Annotated in this window: 12 protein-coding genes and 1 pseudogene; 6 read left to right on the top strand and 7 right to left on the bottom strand. The window is 73.4% G+C overall.

All coding sequences use genetic code 11. The features are described from left to right. Positions 1–9: 9 nt before the first annotated feature. Entirely contained in the window at positions 10–642 is a 633-nt protein-coding gene (locus OV079_RS14340) for a glutathione peroxidase (RefSeq protein ID WP_267769037.1), read from the top strand. Between the two features lie 177 nt (positions 643–819). Here OV079_RS14340 and OV079_RS14345 read toward each other — a convergent pair whose 3' ends face one another. The 4 genes from OV079_RS14345 to OV079_RS14360 form a co-directional block, all read right to left on the bottom strand. Further along, positions 820–2,259, bottom strand: coding sequence for a class I adenylate-forming enzyme family protein (locus OV079_RS14345; RefSeq protein WP_267769039.1), 1,440 nt, complete (start codon positions 2,257–2,259; stop codon positions 820–822). Between the two features lie 51 nt (positions 2,260–2,310). Further along, a complete protein-coding gene (locus OV079_RS14350; protein ID WP_267769040.1) occupies positions 2,311–2,880 on the bottom strand; it encodes a hypothetical protein in 570 nt (189 codons plus the stop codon). Further along, positions 2,858–3,466: a tetratricopeptide repeat protein gene (locus OV079_RS14355; protein WP_267769041.1), complete on the bottom strand. Its 609-nt coding sequence runs from the start codon at positions 3,464–3,466 to the stop codon at positions 2,858–2,860. Before OV079_RS14355 ends, OV079_RS14350 begins: the two co-directional genes overlap by 23 nt. 196 nt (positions 3,467–3,662) lie before the next feature. Next, complete coding sequence (locus OV079_RS14360; RefSeq protein WP_267769043.1) at positions 3,663–5,225, bottom strand: penicillin-binding transpeptidase domain-containing protein; 1,563 nt, start codon at positions 5,223–5,225, stop codon at positions 3,663–3,665. A 279-nt stretch (positions 5,226–5,504) separates the two neighbouring features. Between OV079_RS14360 and OV079_RS14365 the strand changes: the two genes are divergently transcribed. Next, the gene (locus OV079_RS14365) at positions 5,505–6,389 is read left to right on the top strand and encodes a GGDEF domain-containing protein (RefSeq protein ID WP_267707943.1); all 885 of its coding nucleotides are present in this window, start codon (positions 5,505–5,507) and stop codon (positions 6,387–6,389) included. Positions 6,390–6,544: 155 nt separating this feature from the next. Here the strand turns inward: OV079_RS14365 and OV079_RS14370 are convergent, their stop codons facing one another. Then, entirely contained in the window at positions 6,545–6,829 is a 285-nt protein-coding gene (locus OV079_RS14370) for a TMEM165/GDT1 family protein (RefSeq protein WP_267769045.1), read from the bottom strand. Between the two features lie 136 nt (positions 6,830–6,965). Between OV079_RS14370 and mutL the strand changes: the two genes are divergently transcribed. The 4 genes and pseudogenes from mutL to OV079_RS57885 all read left to right on the top strand — a co-directional run. Further along, entirely contained in the window at positions 6,966–10,172 is a 3,207-nt protein-coding gene (mutL, locus tag OV079_RS14375; RefSeq protein ID WP_267769048.1) for a DNA mismatch repair endonuclease MutL, read from the top strand. Beyond that, a complete protein-coding gene (gene miaA, locus OV079_RS14380; protein ID WP_267769049.1) occupies positions 10,169–11,176 on the top strand; it encodes a tRNA (adenosine(37)-N6)-dimethylallyltransferase MiaA in 1,008 nt (335 codons plus the stop codon). Before mutL ends, miaA begins: the two co-directional genes overlap by 4 nt. Further along, complete coding sequence (locus OV079_RS14385) at positions 11,173–12,132, top strand: acetyl-CoA carboxylase carboxyltransferase subunit alpha (protein ID WP_267769052.1); 960 nt, start codon at positions 11,173–11,175, stop codon at positions 12,130–12,132. Before miaA ends, OV079_RS14385 begins: the two co-directional genes overlap by 4 nt. Positions 12,133–13,162: 1,030 nt before the next feature. Further along, positions 13,163–13,627, top strand: a pseudogene (locus tag OV079_RS57885) (rhomboid family intramembrane serine protease); the annotation flags it as partial. Positions 13,628–14,991: 1,364 nt separating this feature from the next. On the opposite strand, the gene OV079_RS57890 reads toward OV079_RS57885, so the two are convergent. Both OV079_RS57890 and OV079_RS14400 read right to left on the bottom strand, forming a co-directional pair. After that, positions 14,992–15,606: a DsbA family oxidoreductase gene (locus OV079_RS57890; RefSeq protein WP_267769054.1), complete on the bottom strand. Its 615-nt coding sequence runs from the start codon at positions 15,604–15,606 to the stop codon at positions 14,992–14,994. A gap of 13 nt (positions 15,607–15,619) precedes the next feature. Further along, on the bottom strand, positions 15,620–16,249 hold the full coding sequence (locus OV079_RS14400) for a glutathione S-transferase family protein (RefSeq protein ID WP_267769056.1): 630 nt from the start codon (positions 16,247–16,249) through the stop codon (positions 15,620–15,622). Positions 16,250–16,290: the final 41 nt, after the last annotated feature.

Consider the following 16,290-nt stretch of genomic DNA (forward strand, 5'->3'; position numbering starts at 1 on the left):
CTGCCGCCCATGCTCCGCTCGCTCGCGCTCCTCGCCGTGGTCGCCGTCGCCTGCGACTCGTCCTCCTCCACCCCCGCGAAGCCCGCCCAGGCCGAGCCCGCCAAGGCCGCCCCGGCGGAGAACAAGCCGAGCCCGGTCGCCGCCGCCGACGGCCCCGTCATCGACCACACCGTCGAGACGCTCGAAGGCGGCCAGCAGAAGTTCGCCGATCTCCGCGGCAAGGCGGTCCTGGTCGTCAACACCGCCTCGGAGTGCGGCTTCACCCCGCAGTACGCCAAGCTGCAGGAGCTCTACGGCCGCTACAAGGACCGCGGCCTGGTGGTCCTCGGCTTCCCCTCGAACGACTTCGGCGGGCAAGAGCCGGGCGACGCGGCCCAGATCAAGGACTTCGTCGCCAGCAAGTTCGCCGTCGACTTCCCGATGATGAACAAGGTCCACGCGAAGGGCCCCGAGATCGCGCCGATCTACAAGACCCTGACCGAAGAGACACCCGAGGGCATCCGCGGCGAAGTGAAGTGGAACTTCACCAAGTTCCTCATCGACCCGAAGGGCCACGTGGTCGCCCGCTTCGAGTCCCCGGTCGACCCGCTGGCGCCCGAGGTGACGACGGCGATCGAGAAGGTCCTCCCGGCGGCCGGCTGACCGCCGCGGCGAGGCGGCGCGACAAGCCGGCGGCGCGACAAGCCGGCCGAGCCGCCCCGTCGCGCTCGACGTGCAGCCCGCTCAGCGGCGACGCCCGCCGAGGCTGCTCTTTCGGGCAGGTCCATCTGCCCCTTCGGACATGTCGCCCGCGCCGCGGCCGGGCGGCAGGTGTCCCGCTCAGTCGTCGTCGCCGTCGGGCGGCGGCGGGTCGAGGCGGGTGTGCTCGCGCGGCACCAGGTACGGCGGCAGCTCGGCGACCATGAACTCCTCGAGGTCGTCGAGGGCGGTCGAGCCGGTCGCGCGGTAGCGCAGGTGGACGAACGGGTTGCCGTCGACGTCGTACTCGACCTCGGCCTCGGCCTCGGTGATGCGTCGGTGCTTGCGCATGGCGGCCTCGATGCTGCGCAGGCTGGCGCGGCGACCCTCGAGGTTGACGAGGCTGTCCGTTCGGCCAGGTACCTCGCCGAGCGAGCCGGCGCTGTTGAAGTGGCCGGCGTAGCCGGTGTGGATCCACGCCGTCTCGCCGGCGACCGGACCGCCGGGCTCGCCGGCCGCCAGCAGCGGGCGCGTGCGCACCGGATGAGGCGAGCGCGCCAGCACCTCGTGGCCGCCGTCGCTGGCCTTGCCGGGGCGCAGCTCGACCCCGGGCGACGGCTCGAAGCGCTCGTTGCGGGCCATGATGCGGCTGCCGAGGATCCCGATCTCCTCGAGGCAGAGCAGCTGCACGGGCGGCGCGCCGAACACCTGCTTGAGCAGCTTGCCGTGCGACGTGGCGATCGTGGCCTGCGGGATCACGGCCAGCAGCTCGCGCTCGGCCCCCGCGGCCTTGAGCGCGCGCGCGGTCCGTTGCAGCGAGTACAGCAGGTCGACCACCACCAGCCGGTCGTACGTGCCTTGCGGCGGCAGCACCGACTCGAGCGTCGGGTTGTCGGCCATCGCCAGGCGCGCCTCGGAGGCCAACCAGCCGAGCACGACCGCGTCGAAGAAGCGCGGGCTGGTGAACGCCTGCGAGCAGGCCAGGTGCGTGCCGGCGCCGAGCTCCAGCCGCGCCGCCGCGGTCTCGCCGAGCCAGCGCAGGTGCGCGCCGCTGCGGAAGATGTCGTGGACCGCCCCGTTGGGGCTCACCGCCTCGAGGATGAACTCGGTGTCCCCCGGCACCGCCGCGCGCAGCTCGGCCGGCGAGTCGAGCACGTCGACCTCGAGCAACGAGCCGCTGAGCTTGCGCCGCGAGTGCAGCGTGTAGCCCTCCGGGTACTCGAGCGGCGAGTTCTCCAGCCCGCGCGGGCGCCGGAGCACGGCGCGGATCGGGATCCGGCGCGCCGCGGCCAGCAGGCTGCGGTCGCCGTTGGCCGGGTCGACCGGCATCGCGATCGCGCCGAGCTTGCTGACCGCGAGCAGCAGGATCACGAACTCGGCCACGTTGCCCATGCTGAGCGCGACCACGTCGCCGGCCCCGACCTTGAGGCCGGCCAGCTCGCGGGCTCGCTTGTCGGCGCGGATGATGAGGCCGCGGCGGCTGAGCGTCGTGTCCTGACTGTCGAGGGAGCGCTGACTGCCCGCTCGCGGCACGGCCTCTTCGAGCCAGCGGTAGAACTGTCCGGCGTCGGAGGCGGTCATGCGTGCCGCCTCCAGGCGCCACGCCGTCGCGGTGTGTACACCATGTTCGACCTAGAATCGGAACGAGTAACCCGAGTCGACGAGGACGAGCCACCTGGCTCTCGGGACATCGAGCTGAGAGAACGGCGGCTCGCAGCCGGCGGCCGCCGTGCCCTGTCCGAAGCCGAGGATTGCGGTGGAGAGTCGCACGCCGATCTCGTGGTTTTTGCGCGCTCCAAGTAGCACGTGGAGACCGACCCGTCCACCCGCGCCCGCCCCGCCCCGTTGACTGACGAGCGCACTGCTGGAATGCGCCGCACAGATCGGCCGTTGTGCCTCCGCGCGGATCCGCAGAGTCTCGCGCGCGCCGACGAGGAAGCCGCCGCCGACGATCTCGACTCGCCTCGCGCGACCGACCGGATGCGCGTACTCGAGGTCGAGCAGCACCGCTTGCATCTGCAGGGCGAGCTTGTCGTTCGCGGTCACGCCGGCGCCCGCGAGCAGCCCGGCGCCGCCGATGTAGACCCGACGTCGCGCGCCGACGAAGCCGCCGAGCCGCCCCATCGCGAAGCCCTGCACCGCGCCGTCGAGCCGCGCCGTGCCGACTTGCGGCTGCCCGTTAAGTCCGAAGGTCACACCCACGCGACCGCGGAACAACGGCGTTACCTCGGCCGATCGCGACGGCGGCGACGTCGAGTCGCGCGCGTCCGCACCGGCTACCGGCGGGGCCACGGGTGCCGGATCGGGGACAGGCACGGGCGGCGGCGCGGGGACAGGTGCGGGTGACGTCGCCGCATCCTCGCGTCCGACAGGTGTCCCTTCGGCCCGCGGGAATGGGATCGCTTTGAGCTGAATGCGGCGTCCCGCCGAGATCGCGGATCGTCGCCTCCACCTCGACGCGGTCCTCCGCCTCGGGCAGCTCGCGGAGGTACGCCTTGTACGCCTCGACCGCCGCGGCCGCGTGCAGCGACTCCGCCGCGACGTCGCCGCGCTCGCGGGCGGCGAGCATCAGCTGCTGGCGACACACGCCGATGTTGTAGTGGATCTTCGGCGACGGCCGCAGCGCCATCGCCCGCTCGAACTGCGCCAGCGCCTTGTCGAAGTCGCCGGCGGCGTACGCCTTGGCGCCGGCCTCGAAGGCCGCGCGCGCCTCGGTCGGCGGCGCGGCCGGGGCCGCGATCGCTGGCTGTCCCGAGAGGCAGATCGTCAGACCTAGCCCGAGAGACATGGCCCATCGGACATGCCCCGAGAGACACGTGCGAGAGGCGCGGAGGACGACTGCGGCGCTGGCTCGCACGGCGTCATCTTTGCCGCGCGGCGGGGCCGGGTGCAAGCGCGTACGGCCTCGCGCGGCCGGACGTCGCTCGGCGTCCGCGAGCGGGAGGCCCCTCGGCCTCGTCGCCGGCGCGTACGACCGCGCGCACTCAGACGCCGCTCGGCGCCTTGCCGCTCGCCGCCTGCGGCCTTGCCACAGGACCGGGCACCGGCGGCAGCGCGTCCGGGTCGGGGCGCGCGGCCGGGGCCTTGCGCGCGGCCACGGCGTCGGGCGGCGCGGGCTTGCTCGGGCTGGCGGCCGGCGCCGGCTTCTTGCCCTCGACCGGCAGCTCGACGCCCTTCTTGGTCAGCTTGGCGACGCGGTGGTCGGCGATCGAGTCGCGCCGCTGCATGTAGATCTGGACGAGCCGGCGGGCCGCGTAGTGGGCCTTGATCTGCCACTTCGGCTCGTTGGCCAGGAGCACCGCGAACGCGATCTCCGGGCGCTCGGCCGGCGCGTAGCCGACGAACCAGTTGTAGTTGAGGCCCGGGGCGCGCTTGCCGGTGAGGCTGCCGGTCTTGCCGGCGACCTGCGTCTCGGCGATGTACGAGTTGCCCTGGCGGTCGACGAAGCTCGCGCGCGCGGTGCCCTCGGTGGTCGTGCGCACCATCATCGCGCCGACCGCCTCGGCGACGTCCTTCGACAGCACGCGCTCGGTCTTCGGCAGCGCCGGCGTGCGGTCGGTGCCGTCGGGCCCGAGCACCTGGGAGATCACGTGCGGCGCCTGGTACACGCCGTCGCGGGCGAACACGCTGGCGAGCAGCGCCCCGTGCAGCGGGCTCATGTCGACGTGCCAGAACCCGGCCGCGACCTTGGCCCGCTCCTTCGCGTCGGCCGGGATCAGCGCCGGCGAGCGCTCGACCGGGAATTCGAACGGGATGTCGCTGTCGAACTTGAACGAGCGCACGGTCGCCTGCAGCGAGTCGGCGCTCAGGTGCTTGAGCGCGAGCTTGGCGATCACGACGTTGTGGCTGTGGGCGACGGCGCCGCCGAGGTCGTCGCAGCGCTCGTCGCGGCGCGGGTCGTCGAGCAGCAGGTCGTCGGTGATGCCGTGGAGACCGCCGCTGAAGCACACCCGCGTCTTGGTGTTGACGTGCTTGTTGGCCAGCAGCGAGGCCGCGGTCACCAGCTTGAAGGTCGACGCCGCCGGCGCCCACGCCGTCGTCACGATCTCCAGCGGGTCGACCTCGGGGTCCATGCTCGAGTGACCGGCCAGCGCGAGCACCGCGTTGTCGCGCACGTCGAGCACCACCGCGGCCGCGTACGGCACCTCGCGGTTGCGGAAGATCTGCAGCGCCGCGTCCTGCAGCACCGGGTCGAGCGTGTAGAGGATCCGGTGGCCGTCGCTCAGCTCCTGGACCAGGCGCGTGCGCGCCAGATCGGTGGCGAGCGTCGGGAAGTCGGGATCCGCGGTCTTCGTCACCTTGGCCGGGGTCGGCGCCTCGGCGCCGAGCGGCGCCGGCGTGGCGGCCGCGAGGTCGAGTCGGTCCTGCCACGGCAGCGCGGCCACCGGCGCCTCCTCCGGCGCCGCCTGCGTCCCCGTCGCCGCGGTGCGCACCACGTCGTGCGTCTCCGGGACCTCCTGGCGCTGCACGTAGAACGCGATGGCGCCGAGGGTTCCGACGAAGAAGAGCGCGCCGAGTCCGCTGAGTCGGGTGTTGGGGGCCGACATGTCGGAGGGTCATAGCAGCGCCCCTGCGGGCTCGGCAAAGTTCGCGAGATCGCTGCCGCGTCGGAGCTGGCGCGCGAGGCGCGAAGGTGCCCGGAAAACCTGTCATCTCAAGCACTTATGAAGCGTGACCTGAGACGGGGGGTGTCGGCCCGCACGCGCCATAACGAGCCTACATCGCCGGACTGCGTCGCACCAGAATCACCCCCCGCGCTCCGCGTCGTTCCCCGGCTCTGGTATTGACCGGCGCAGAGGGGGCGCCCCCTGGACTGCCGCGGGCTTATGCGGGACGAGACGATCGTTACAGTCATCAACAAGAGCGACGAGGGCGGCGGCAAGGGCCCCAAGAAGGAGGCCTGTCTCGTCGTCATCTACGGCGCCGAGCTCGGCCGCAAGTACCACATCGACGGGCGCGAGATGACGATCGGTCGCGGCACCCTCAACGACATCTGCGTCAGCCAGGACAGCGTCTCGCGCACGCACGCGACCCTGCGGGTCGAAGATCACGGGGTCAAGCTCCGCGACAACGAGTCGACCAACGGCACCTACGTCAACGACCACAAGATCCACGAGGCCTGGCTCAAGGACGGCGACCTTATCAAGATCGGGCGCGCCATCTTCAAGTTCCTCAGCGGCGACAACGTCGAGAGCCTCTACCACGAAGAGATTTACCGCCTCTCCACGGTCGACGGCCTGACCCAGATCTTCAACAAGCGCTACTTCCTCGAGACGCTCGAGCGCGAGCTGTCGCGGGCCCGCCGGTACGACCGCCCGCTCGCGCTGGTGATGTTCGACATCGACTTCTTCAAGGCCTGCAACGACACCTTCGGCCACCGCGCCGGCGACTTCGTGCTGCGCGAGGTGGCCGACGTCGTGCGCGAGCGGGCCCGCAAGGTCGACGTGCTGGCGCGCTACGGCGGCGAGGAGTTCGCGATGATCCTCCCCGAGATCGACATCCGCGGCGCGACCCAGTTCTCCGAGAAGATCCGCACGATGATTGCGGAGTCGAAGTTCATGTTCGAGGGCCGCCACATCCCGGTCACGATCTCGATCGGCGTCGCCGAGCTGACGCAGGACATCGCCACCTACGACGACCTGATCAAGAAGGCCGACGCGCGCCTCTACAAGGCCAAGCAGACCGGCCGCAACCGCGTCGTCGCCGACTGACGCGTTCTCGGGCGCGTCGTCGTCGGCCGCCGCGCCGGCCGGCGCGGCCCGTTTTCCATTAAGAAGGAAGATCCGGGCCGCTCGCTCGCTCGTGTCGCTGCACATGCACCGAAGCGGCGGCGTGTTCACCGGGCGAGCGACCGCCGGCTTGCGCGTCACGACTTGCCGACGAACGTCGCGGCCAGCATCCAGCCGCCGAGGATCACGAACAGCGCCCCGGCGACGCGCTCGATCAGCACCGGATCGACGCGCCCGCGCAGCCACTCGCCGGCCAGGACCGCGACGAGGCTCGACAGCACCAGCGCGAGCGCCGACGCGGCGAACACCAGCCAGCGGCGGCCGCTCGACGCCGCCATGCTCATCGTGGTGAGCTGGGTCTTGTCGCCGAGTTCGGCGAGGAACACGAGGCCGAAGGTCGTAAAGAACGCGCGGAGGTCCATGGGAGGCAGGTCCGCCACCATAGCCTGCCCGGGCCGCGGCGGGCGCGCTTACGCGCGGGGCCTTGCGCGGCGGGCTCCGGTCGGCCTAACTATCCGCGTGAATTCGCCCGCGCCTGCCGCCTCCGGTCGGATCGCCGTGCTCGGGGCCCTGGTCATCGACCAGATCGCCGCCGGCGAGGTCGTCGAGCGGCCCGCCTCGGTCATCAAGGAGCTGGTCGACAACAGCCTCGACGCCGGCGCCACCCGCGTCGACGTCGAGCTCGAGGACGGCGGCATGGCCCGGATCTCCGTCCGCGACAACGGCCGTGGGATCCACCCCGACGACCTCTTGCTGGCCGTCACCCGCCACGCCACCAGCAAGCTGCGTCACGCCGCCGACATCGCCGACATCACCACCCTCGGCTTCCGCGGCGAGGCGCTCGCCAGCGTCGCCGCGGTCGCGCGGGTCGACCTGCGCAGCCGCCAGCCCGGCGCCGCCGTGGGCGTCCACTTGCACGGCATCCCTGGCGAGGCCCCCACCCTCACCCCGGCCGGGATGCCGGTCGGGACCCAGATCGACGTCCACGCCCTCTTCGCCAACCTGCCGGCGCGGCGCAAGTTCATGCGCGCCGAGGCGACCGAGGTCGGCCACTGCAGCGACACCCTGCTGCGCCTCGCCATCGTCCACCCGGGCGTGCACTTCACCCTGCGCCACGGCAAGCGCGAGCTGCTCAACTTGCCGCGCACCACCCCCGAGGGCCGTGTGGCTCAGGTGCTCGAGCGCCGCGTCGCCGGTCCGTTCTTCGCCTTCCGCGGCGAGGACGACGGCATCCGCGTCGAAGCCTACCTGCCCCACCCGACCGCCGCCGCCCGCGGTCGCGGCAGCCCCTACCTCATCACGCGTCAGCGCGTCGTGCGGGAGCGCAGCCTCGCGCAGATCCTCACCCAGGCTTACGGCCTCGGCGGCGAGGCCCCCTCGGCCTGCCTGTTCGTCGAGCCGCCCGCCGGCGCGGTCGACGTCAACGTCCACCCGCAGAAGGCCGAGGTCCGCTTCAGCGAGCCGCAGCAGATCTACGCGGCGGTGCGCCGGGTTCTCGCCGCCGCCGTCGCCGCCGCGCCGTGGGCCGGCGAGCTCGCCAGTCTTTCGGGACATGTCGCGACGACCATGTCCGATGCGCCAGCCGCGGGCGAGGCCGGGCGCGCCGCTCCGGCGGGCGTGCCTCCCGGTCGCGCCGGCGCGATCCCGATCGGCTTCGCGCCGGTCCGCGTCGGCGACTCGCCTCGCACCGGCCGCGACGACGAGGCTTCGGCGGAAGCGCGGCAACCTCCCGCGAGCGCCTGGCGTCGTGCGGCCCGCGACGACGAGGACGCGGACGAAGCCGAGCCCGGCGAGCCGGACACCCGGCGCAGGGACACGGGACGGTCTGCGGCCCTGCGCCGGCCCGACGACGACGGCCGCGCCGCCTCCGCCGAGGCTCTCTCTCCTGAAGATGATGATGCGGTCGGACCCGCCGTGCGCCGCGCCCAGCAGGCCGCCGCTGTCGCCGCCGCGGGTCGCCGGGCCGAGGCCGAGGCCTGGCTGAGCCGCGCCGAGGCCTCGATCGACGCTTCCCGTCGCCCGCTCGTCGAGACCGACCTCCCCGCTGCGCCCACGTCGCGCCCGGGGTCCGGCCCGCGCCCGGCGGCCCGCTCCGGCTCGGGGCCGCTCCCCGCGCCGCGCTCCGGACCGCTCCCCGCGCCGCCGGGCGAGGCTGGCTGGGACCTCGATCTCGCCTCCGCACCGGCTGCCTCCAGGGACATGTCCTCTCGAGCAGGCGGCGCAGATGTCTCTCCGGACATGTCCTCCGGCGCCTCCACGGCGAGCGGCCGCGACGACACCCGGGCCAGGCCCGGCCTCGACCCGCTCGCCGACGAGCCTGCCCCTTCGGCCATGTCCGCGGCCCGCGGTCGCCGCGACGACGTCCGTCCCGGCTCCGCCCTTTCGCACGACGTCGATGCCCCGTCGGACGCCTCCGCGCCGAGCGGCCGCCGCGATGTCCTTTCGGACATGTCGCCCAGCGCCGGCCCGTCTGCCGCTCGCCCTACATTCGACCATGTCTCTCGGGACATGTCCCGAGATCCAGGTTCGACCTCGAATGGCACCAGCCCCGAAGGACATGTTCCCGAGGACATGTCCGGCCGAGATCGGGCCGCCCGGTCCTCCCGCGAAGATACCGGCGCCCCGGACCCGTCCCTCCGCCCCGCAGCCGCACCTGCTCCCGGGGACACGTCCCTCCGCCCCGCGGCCGCACCTGCTCCCGGGGACATGTCCCTCCGCTCCGCTCCCGGCCGACCTGTCCCTGAAGACATGCCCGACGAGGCCTCGGCCGCCTGGCTGACCCGCGCCGGGGCCGCGAGCGAGCACGACCCCGCCCGCGAGCGGGCCGCCGCGTGGATCGAGCGAGCGGGCGGCGAGTTCCCGCCCGACCTGGACGCCGGCAGCGACCCGCTGCTGCGCTGGTCGGAGCGCCAGCCCGATCCACCGCCCACGCCGCCGCCCGCGTCCGAGGAGCGGCGCCCGGGCGCCTACCGCCTGAGCACGCGCGCCCTCGACCACGGCTACGACCGCCACAAGCGGGCGGTCATGGACGCCGCCGCCGCGCTCCGCCCCGACGGCGCCGCTTCGCGCCCGTCTGAACCCGAGCGCGACGCCTCGTCTGCGGCGCTGCCGCTGGCGCTCGACGTGCCTGGCGCAAGGGACATGCGCGAACAGACCGGTCCCGGCGGACAGGCCGGTGCGCCCGCGGCCGCGCCGCAGCGGCCCGACATCCCGGCCCTGCTCGCCTGCCTGCCGGGCCCGGTGGCCGTGTTCGCCGACCGCGACGCGCTGCTCGCCGTCGACCTCCGGCGCGTCCGCTCGCACCTGGTCTACCTCCGCCTGCAGCGCGACCTGGTCGGTAGGCGCGCCGTCGCCGTGCAGGGCCTGCTGTCGCCGGCGGTGGTCCAGCGCCCCGCCGCCGACGTCGCGCTGATCCAGGCCGCCCGCGCCGAGCTGCTCGGCCTCGGCGTCGACCTCGACGTGTTCGGCGACGACGCCGTGGTCGTGCGCGGCGTACCGGCCCACCTGCGTCACTGTGTCGACGACGCCGACGCGGCCGACCTGGTGGCCCGGATCGTCCCGTGGCTGCGGATCCGCTCCGGCGACGGCGACAGGGCCGCGCGTGAACGCGGCCTGCTCGACGCGATCGCGGCCACGCACGGCGGCGATCCGGCGCCCCGCCTGGCCCGCCGCTGGCTCGCCGAGCTCGTCGACGCCGGCGCCGCGCTCGACTCGGTGCCGGGGATCCGCCGCTGGACCGCGACCGCGTTGCTCGGAGGCGAATGATGACCGTAGAAGGCGCGACGGATCGCGCGGACGATCTGCCGCGCCTGCTCGCGGTCGTCGGCCCGACCGCGTCTGGAAAATCACGCCTCGCGGTCGCGCTCGCGGAGCGCCTGCACCTGCCGATCTTCTGCTGCGACTCGGTGCAGATCTATCGCGGCCTCGACATCGGCTCGGCGAAGGTCGACGCCGCCACGCGCGAACGCGTCCCGCATCACCTGCTCGACCTCGTCGAGCCCGACGCCGAGTTCAGCGCGGGGGACTACCAGGAGGCCGCGTGGCAATTGCTCGCGCAACGCCCGGGCCTGTTCGCCGGCGGCACCGGCTTTTACCTGCGCGCAGTCGCGTACACGTACAGCGGCGCCGATCCGCAGGCCGACGCCCCCGCGAGCGATCCGCGGCGCGCGAGCTTCACTGCGCAGTGGGAAGCAAGCGAGCGCGAGCACGCGGGCGCCGTACACGCGGAGCTGCAGCGCCGCGATCCCCAGGCCGCAGCCGCGATTCACCCGCGCAACGTCGTGCGCGCCCTGCGAGCGCTGTGGCTGTGCGAAGCGCACGAAAGGCCCGTGAGCCTCGTCCGCGCCGAAGATCCGCCGCGTGCGCGAGCTCGCCTCGCCACCGTGGTCCTCGAGCCCGACTTCACCGCTCTGGACCGCGCGATCGATGACCGCTGCGACGCGATGATCCGCGCCGGCCTCGTCGCCGAGGTGTCCAACCTCGTCGCTGCTGGGTATGATTCGCGCCATCGAAGCATGCGAAGCCTCGGCTACCGCCAGATCCTCGACCACCTCGCCGGCCAGAGCCTCGGCGACGCCGTCGCCGCCATCAAGCAGGAGACGCGGCGCTACGCCCGGCGCCAGCGCACCTACTTCCGCAATCAGCTGACGGCGGCGCGCACGATCGCGGTCTCGCGGCCGATCTGGCTCTTGAGCCAGGTCGAGCTCGAGCGCCAGGCCGACACCATCGCCGCCGAGGCCGCGGCGTTCCTCGCGGGGGAGCTGACATGAGCGGCAAAGTGTTGGAGTTCGAGCGCCCGATCGTGGAGCTCGAGACGAAGATCCGCGAGCTCAAGGATCTGTCGGGCGCCGGCAGCGAGATGGCCGACGAGATCGCCAGGCTCGAGCAGAAGGCCGCGGAGCTGCAGCGCGAGCGGTTCGCCGCGCTCACGCCGTGGGAGCAGCTGCAACTCGCCAAGCACCCCGATCGCCCCTACACCCTCGACTACATCGGCGAGATCCTCACCGAATTCGTCGAGCTCAAGGGCGACCGCGCCTTCGGCGACGACCCTGCGATCGTCGGCGGCATCGCCCGCCTCGACGGCCGCTCGGTGGTGGTGCTCGGCCAGCAGAAGGGCCGCAACACCAAGGAGAACCTGCACCGCAACTTCGGGATGGCCCGCCCCGAGGGCTACCGCAAGGCCCAGCGGCTGATGAAGATGGCCGACCAGTTCGGCCTGCCGCTGCTCTGCCTCATCGACACCGCCGGCGCCTACCCGGGCATCGGCGCCGAGGAGCGCGGCCAGGCCGAGGCCATCGCCACCTGCCTCGAGCTGATGGCCGGCCTGCGCGTGCCCTCGATCTCCGTCGTCATCGGCGAGGGCGGCTCCGGCGGCGCGCTGGCGATCGGCGTCACCGACCGGATCCTCATGCTCGAGCACGCGGTCTACTCGGTCATCTCGCCGCGCGGCTGCGCCTCGATCCTGTGGAAGGACGCCGAGGCCGAGCGCACCGCCGCCGAGCAGCTCAAGATGACCGCGCAGGACCTCGTCGGCCTCGGGATCTGCGACGAGGTCGTGCCCGAGGCGCTCGGCGGCGCCCATCGCGGGCTCCCCGCCACCGCCGCCGCGCTCCACGACGCCCTGCGCCGCCACTACGGCGAGCTCGCCGCGCTCTCGGTCCAGGACCGGCTCGAGCGGCGTTACGCCAAGTTCCGGCGCATGGGTCACGTGGAGATGCAGGCTTAAGGTCGGCGTGGCGCTCTATCAGAACCTCCTGGTCCTCGCGGGGCTGATCCTCGCGATGGTCCTCCTCCGCACGATCCGTCGGCCCGGCGGGCCGCGGGTCTACGCGGCGGTGCTGGCGCTGCAGCTCGTCCTGACCTTCACCGCGATCGTCTACGAGGACAGGTACCTCGGGACAGTCGCGATCTGCCTGTGCGCGCTGACGGTGATCGCCCCCGCGGCGCTCGAGCGCGGGGCCCGACAGATGTTCGCGCTCGGGCGCCCGCGCCTGGCCGTGCGCCTGTCTGGCCTTCGGGCCATGTTGATGCCGGGCGCCGGCCTCGGGCGTCAGCAGCAGATCCTCCGCGGCTTCGCCCTCCTCGACCGCGACGGTGCCGACGCCGCCCTCGCCTACTTCCGCGGCCTCGTGGCGGCCGCCGAGGACCCGGCCGAGCTGGCCGTGATCCACGAGCAGATCGTCGCCATGCTGCTGTTCGACCACCGCTGGAGCGAGGCGGTGACGCACTACGAGAGCCACTTCCACCCCAGCTACGCCTCGGTCCGGCCGACGCTCGCGCTCGGGATCTTGCGCGCCTTCGGCGAGCTCGGCCGTCACGACGCCGCGGCCGCGCTGCTGCGGTCGATCGAGGACGGCCCGCTCGGCAGCGAGACCGGCGCCGCCGAGCTGCTGGCCCAGGCGCGCCTCACCTTCCTCGCCCACGCCGGCGCGCTCGGGGTGGTCGAGGACGCGCTGGCGCGCGACCGCGGGCGGAGGCTCGGCCTGTCCCCGGGGACAGCCACGCTCTTCCTCGGCATCGCCGCCGCCCGCGCCGGGGACCCGGTCCGCGCCGACGCCCTGCTGCAGCAGGTCCCCGGGCTCGCGCGGCGCAGCGAGACCCGCCTCGCCGCCGCCGCCCGCACCGCCCGCGCCCACCTCGACGACCCCGCGCCGGTGTTCGAGCCCGAGCTCCACGAATTCGTCCAGGCCGTCGGCGAACGCTTCCGCGCCGCCGTCCGCGAGCGCAGCGCCACCCGCCGGCTGCAGCCGCTCTTCATGACCACCGCCCTGATCGCCGTCTCGGCCGGGTGGTACGCGATCACGCTCGCGGCCGGGTGGGCCGGCGTCGGCCTCCTGCGCGCCGGCGCCTTGACCGGCGAGCTGTGGCGCGCGGGCAGCTGGGGCCGCCTCTTCACCGCCCCGTTCGTCCACGCCGACCTCCTCGGCCTGCTGCTCGACTGCTACTCCATCTGGCTCGCAGGACATGTCCTCGAGCGCATCCACGGCTGGGCCCGCACCGGACTCATCGCCATCCTCGGCAGCGCCGCCGGCATGTGGGCCGCCGCCGTCGCCGACCCCGATCCCGCCCAGGTGATCGGCGGCGGCAACGCCCTCGCGGTCTCGGTGCTGGTCGCCACCCTGTGGACGCTGCTGCCCGCGCGCACCCCGGGCCTGTTGTCGACGGTCCGCCGCAGCGTCGTCCTCACCCTGCTGTTCCTGCTCGGCGCCCACGTGTTCGCCTGCATCCCCGGGGTCTACGGCCTGCGCTCGACGCCCCTGTCTCTCGGGACAGCCGCCTTCGTCGCCTCGGTCCTCACCCTGCTGATGCCGCCGACCCTGCCCGGCTGGACCCGCCGCCCGCTCGCCGCCCTGTGCCTGGCGGCGATCGCCGTCGTCGGCCTCGGCGCCGTCCAGGTCGCGCGCGAGGACCCGATCGCCTTCGCCGCCGCCCACCGCGACCGCCGCGTCAGCGAGAACGGCGTCGCCCTCGCCTTGCCCGCCAGCTTCGAGCGCGTCGAGGCCGAGGATCGCCGCCACCCGCTGCTGAAGGTGTTCCCCGGCTGGCTCGACACCCAGGCGCTGCGCGGCGGTTACCTCGTCCAGTTCGTCGTCGTCCCCGACGCCCCGGCCGAGGGCAGCGCCCTGTTCGCCCTCGCCCCCGCCCTCGCGCGCGAGCTCGTCATCCGCCCGGAGGACGCGCCCGCCCCGGCCTTCGCCGGCTTCGTCAACTACACCCTGCAGCGCAACGGCGAGACGATCGCGCGGGTCGTCGAGCGCCGCCTCGGCGACCACGCCGTGCTCTTGCTGGCCGCCCCCGCGTCCGCCCTCGACCCCGCCCCCGCCCTCTACTCGGCGATCCTCGGCGACGCCGCGCTCGCCGACTACATACGCTGGCCGCGGCCGCGCTGGACTCGGCGCTTTTCGGTGACGCGGCCCGCCGAGCGAGGCCACGCTGGCGGCGCTCCTCGGCGACGCGGCGCGCCTCGACCGAGGCTACCCTGTCCGCGTGCAGCTCGTCATCGATCGCCTGTGGGACGGCAGCGCAGCGGCCCCGTCCGAGCGGATCTTCCTCGACCTCCACGCTCGCGCCGGCGCGCTCGAGATCGCCGTCGACGCCCCGTTCCACGACGACCCACCGCCACCTGCCCCATCTGGCTCGACCCCGGCCTGTGGAATTTCGAGGTCGTCGAGCTGTTCCTCCACGCGCCCGACGATCGCTACCTCGAGCTCGAGTTCGGCCCCCACGGCCACTCCCTCGCGCTCCAGCTCCACGGCGTCCGCAACCTCGTCGCCACCGTCGACGTCGCGTTCGTCGCCGAGCCGCCGGCGAACGGCCGCTGGCGCGGTCGCGCCGTCGTCTCTCCGGACCTCTTGCCCCCGGCCTCGCCCGCTGGAACGCCCACGCGATCCACGGCCAGGGCGAGGCCCGCCGCTACCTCTCGGCCATCCCCGCCGCCGGCGCGCGCCCGGACTTCCACCGCCCGGACGTCACCGGCTCGCTCGACCCGGCCCTCCTGCGCAAACTGTCCCTACGGACATGACGCAACGCGCATGCTCTTCAGGACATGCGCTATCGAGCATGTTCTGAAGAACATGCCCCGCGCTCAGCCCGCGGCCTTGCGGATCGCCTCGCGGAACACCGCCTCCGGCTGGGCCCCCGAGATCGCCGCGCGGCCGTCGAAGATGAACAGCGGCACCCCGCGGACCCCGCTGCGGGCCGCGTGTTCGGCCTCCTGGCGGGTCTGCGCCAGCTCCTCGGCGTCGCTCGTCAGCCGCGCCACCTCTTCGGCCGAAAATCCGTGCGGCCCCGCGATCTCCGCCAGCACCGCCGGGTCGGCGACATTCTTGCCCTCGAGGAAGTACGCCCCGAACAGCGCCCGCGACAGCGCTCGCTGGCTCCCTCGCGCCTCCGCGTGGCGCAGCAGCGTGTGCGCGCGCAGCGTCGGGTAGCCCATGCGCACCTTCGTGAAGTCGAGCGGGATGCCCGTCTCCCGGGCCGCGCGCTCGACGTTGGCGAACGCCGGCGTCGGGTCGCCGCCGAACTTCTGGCGCAGGCGCTCGCGCAGGTCCGTCCCGCTGTCCGGCCCGTCGGGGTCGAGCAGGTACGGGTGCAGCGTCACGGTCGCCTCGGCCTTCGTCTCGGCCAGCGCGCGCTCGAGCCGCTCGATGCCGATGAAGCACCACGGGCAGGCGATGTCGGACACGACGTCGATGTGCATGGTTCGCGCTCCTTCAGCTCGCCGGGCGGACCTTCGCCATGTAGCTGTTCTTGTCGGCCAGCAGCTTCATGAACCGCTCCGGGAAGTCCTCGGCCACCGACGACGTCACCGACGGCCGGCTCGCCAGGCGCCGCGCCCACGCCTCGACCTTCGAGCCGGCGGCCCAGAACGCCCAGCCCGTGCGGGCCGCGAGCAGCGCGAAGCGGAACATCGCCGGCGCGACCGCCACCTCGACCAGCTTGAACTCGTCGCCCGCCAGGTCGCCCTTCTTCAGCGCCTCGTCGTAGCGGGCCAGCGTCGCGGTCACGGTCTTCGCCGCCGCCTCGAAGTCCGCCTGCGTCGCCGCCGTCATCACGCGGTACTGGCCCATCAGCAGCTCGCTCGCCACGTCGACCCACGCCCGCTGGCGCGCCCGCGCGAACGGCTCGGTCGGGATCACCGGCGGCGGGTGGGTCTCGTCGAGGAACTCCACGATGGCCGCCGACTCGAACAGCGGCGTGCCGTCGGCCACCAGCACCGGCACCTTGCCGCGCGGCGACAGGGCCAGAAACCACTCCGGCTTGGCGTCGAGGTCGACGTCGCGGCGGGTGTACTCGACCCCTTCTCGCGCAGCATGATGCAGGCGCGGTGGACGAACGGGCACAGGGCGTGGCTGATCAGCTCGAGCTGCATCGGAGTCCTCCG

This window comes from Nannocystis pusilla (genome assembly GCF_026626665.1).
In the GTDB taxonomy this organism is placed as follows: domain Bacteria; phylum Myxococcota_A; class Polyangia; order Nannocystales; family Nannocystaceae; genus Nannocystis; species Nannocystis pusilla.

What these genes read in the sequence shown, in the direction of transcription:
- OV079_RS57890 (WP_267769054.1), bottom strand. Translation starts at nt 15,606, where the DNA reads ATGCACATCGACGTCGTGTCCGACATCGCCTGCCCGTGGTGCTTCATC.
- OV079_RS14340 (WP_267769037.1), top strand. Translation starts at nt 10, where the DNA reads ATGCTCCGCTCGCTCGCGCTCCTCGCCGTGGTCGCCGTCGCCTGCGAC.
- OV079_RS14355 (WP_267769041.1), bottom strand. Translation starts at nt 3,466, where the DNA reads ATGTCTCTCGGGCTAGGTCTGACGATCTGCCTCTCGGGACAGCCAGCG.
- OV079_RS14365 (WP_267707943.1), top strand. Translation starts at nt 5,505, where the DNA reads ATGCGGGACGAGACGATCGTTACAGTCATCAACAAGAGCGACGAGGGC.
- OV079_RS14360 (WP_267769043.1), bottom strand. Translation starts at nt 5,225, where the DNA reads ATGTCGGCCCCCAACACCCGACTCAGCGGACTCGGCGCGCTCTTCTTC.
- OV079_RS14385 (WP_267769052.1), top strand. Translation starts at nt 11,173, where the DNA reads ATGAGCGGCAAAGTGTTGGAGTTCGAGCGCCCGATCGTGGAGCTCGAG.
- OV079_RS14345 (WP_267769039.1), bottom strand. Translation starts at nt 2,259, where the DNA reads ATGACCGCCTCCGACGCCGGACAGTTCTACCGCTGGCTCGAAGAGGCC.
- miaA (WP_267769049.1), top strand. Translation starts at nt 10,169, where the DNA reads ATGATGACCGTAGAAGGCGCGACGGATCGCGCGGACGATCTGCCGCGC.
- OV079_RS14370 (WP_267769045.1), bottom strand. Translation starts at nt 6,829, where the DNA reads ATGGACCTCCGCGCGTTCTTTACGACCTTCGGCCTCGTGTTCCTCGCC.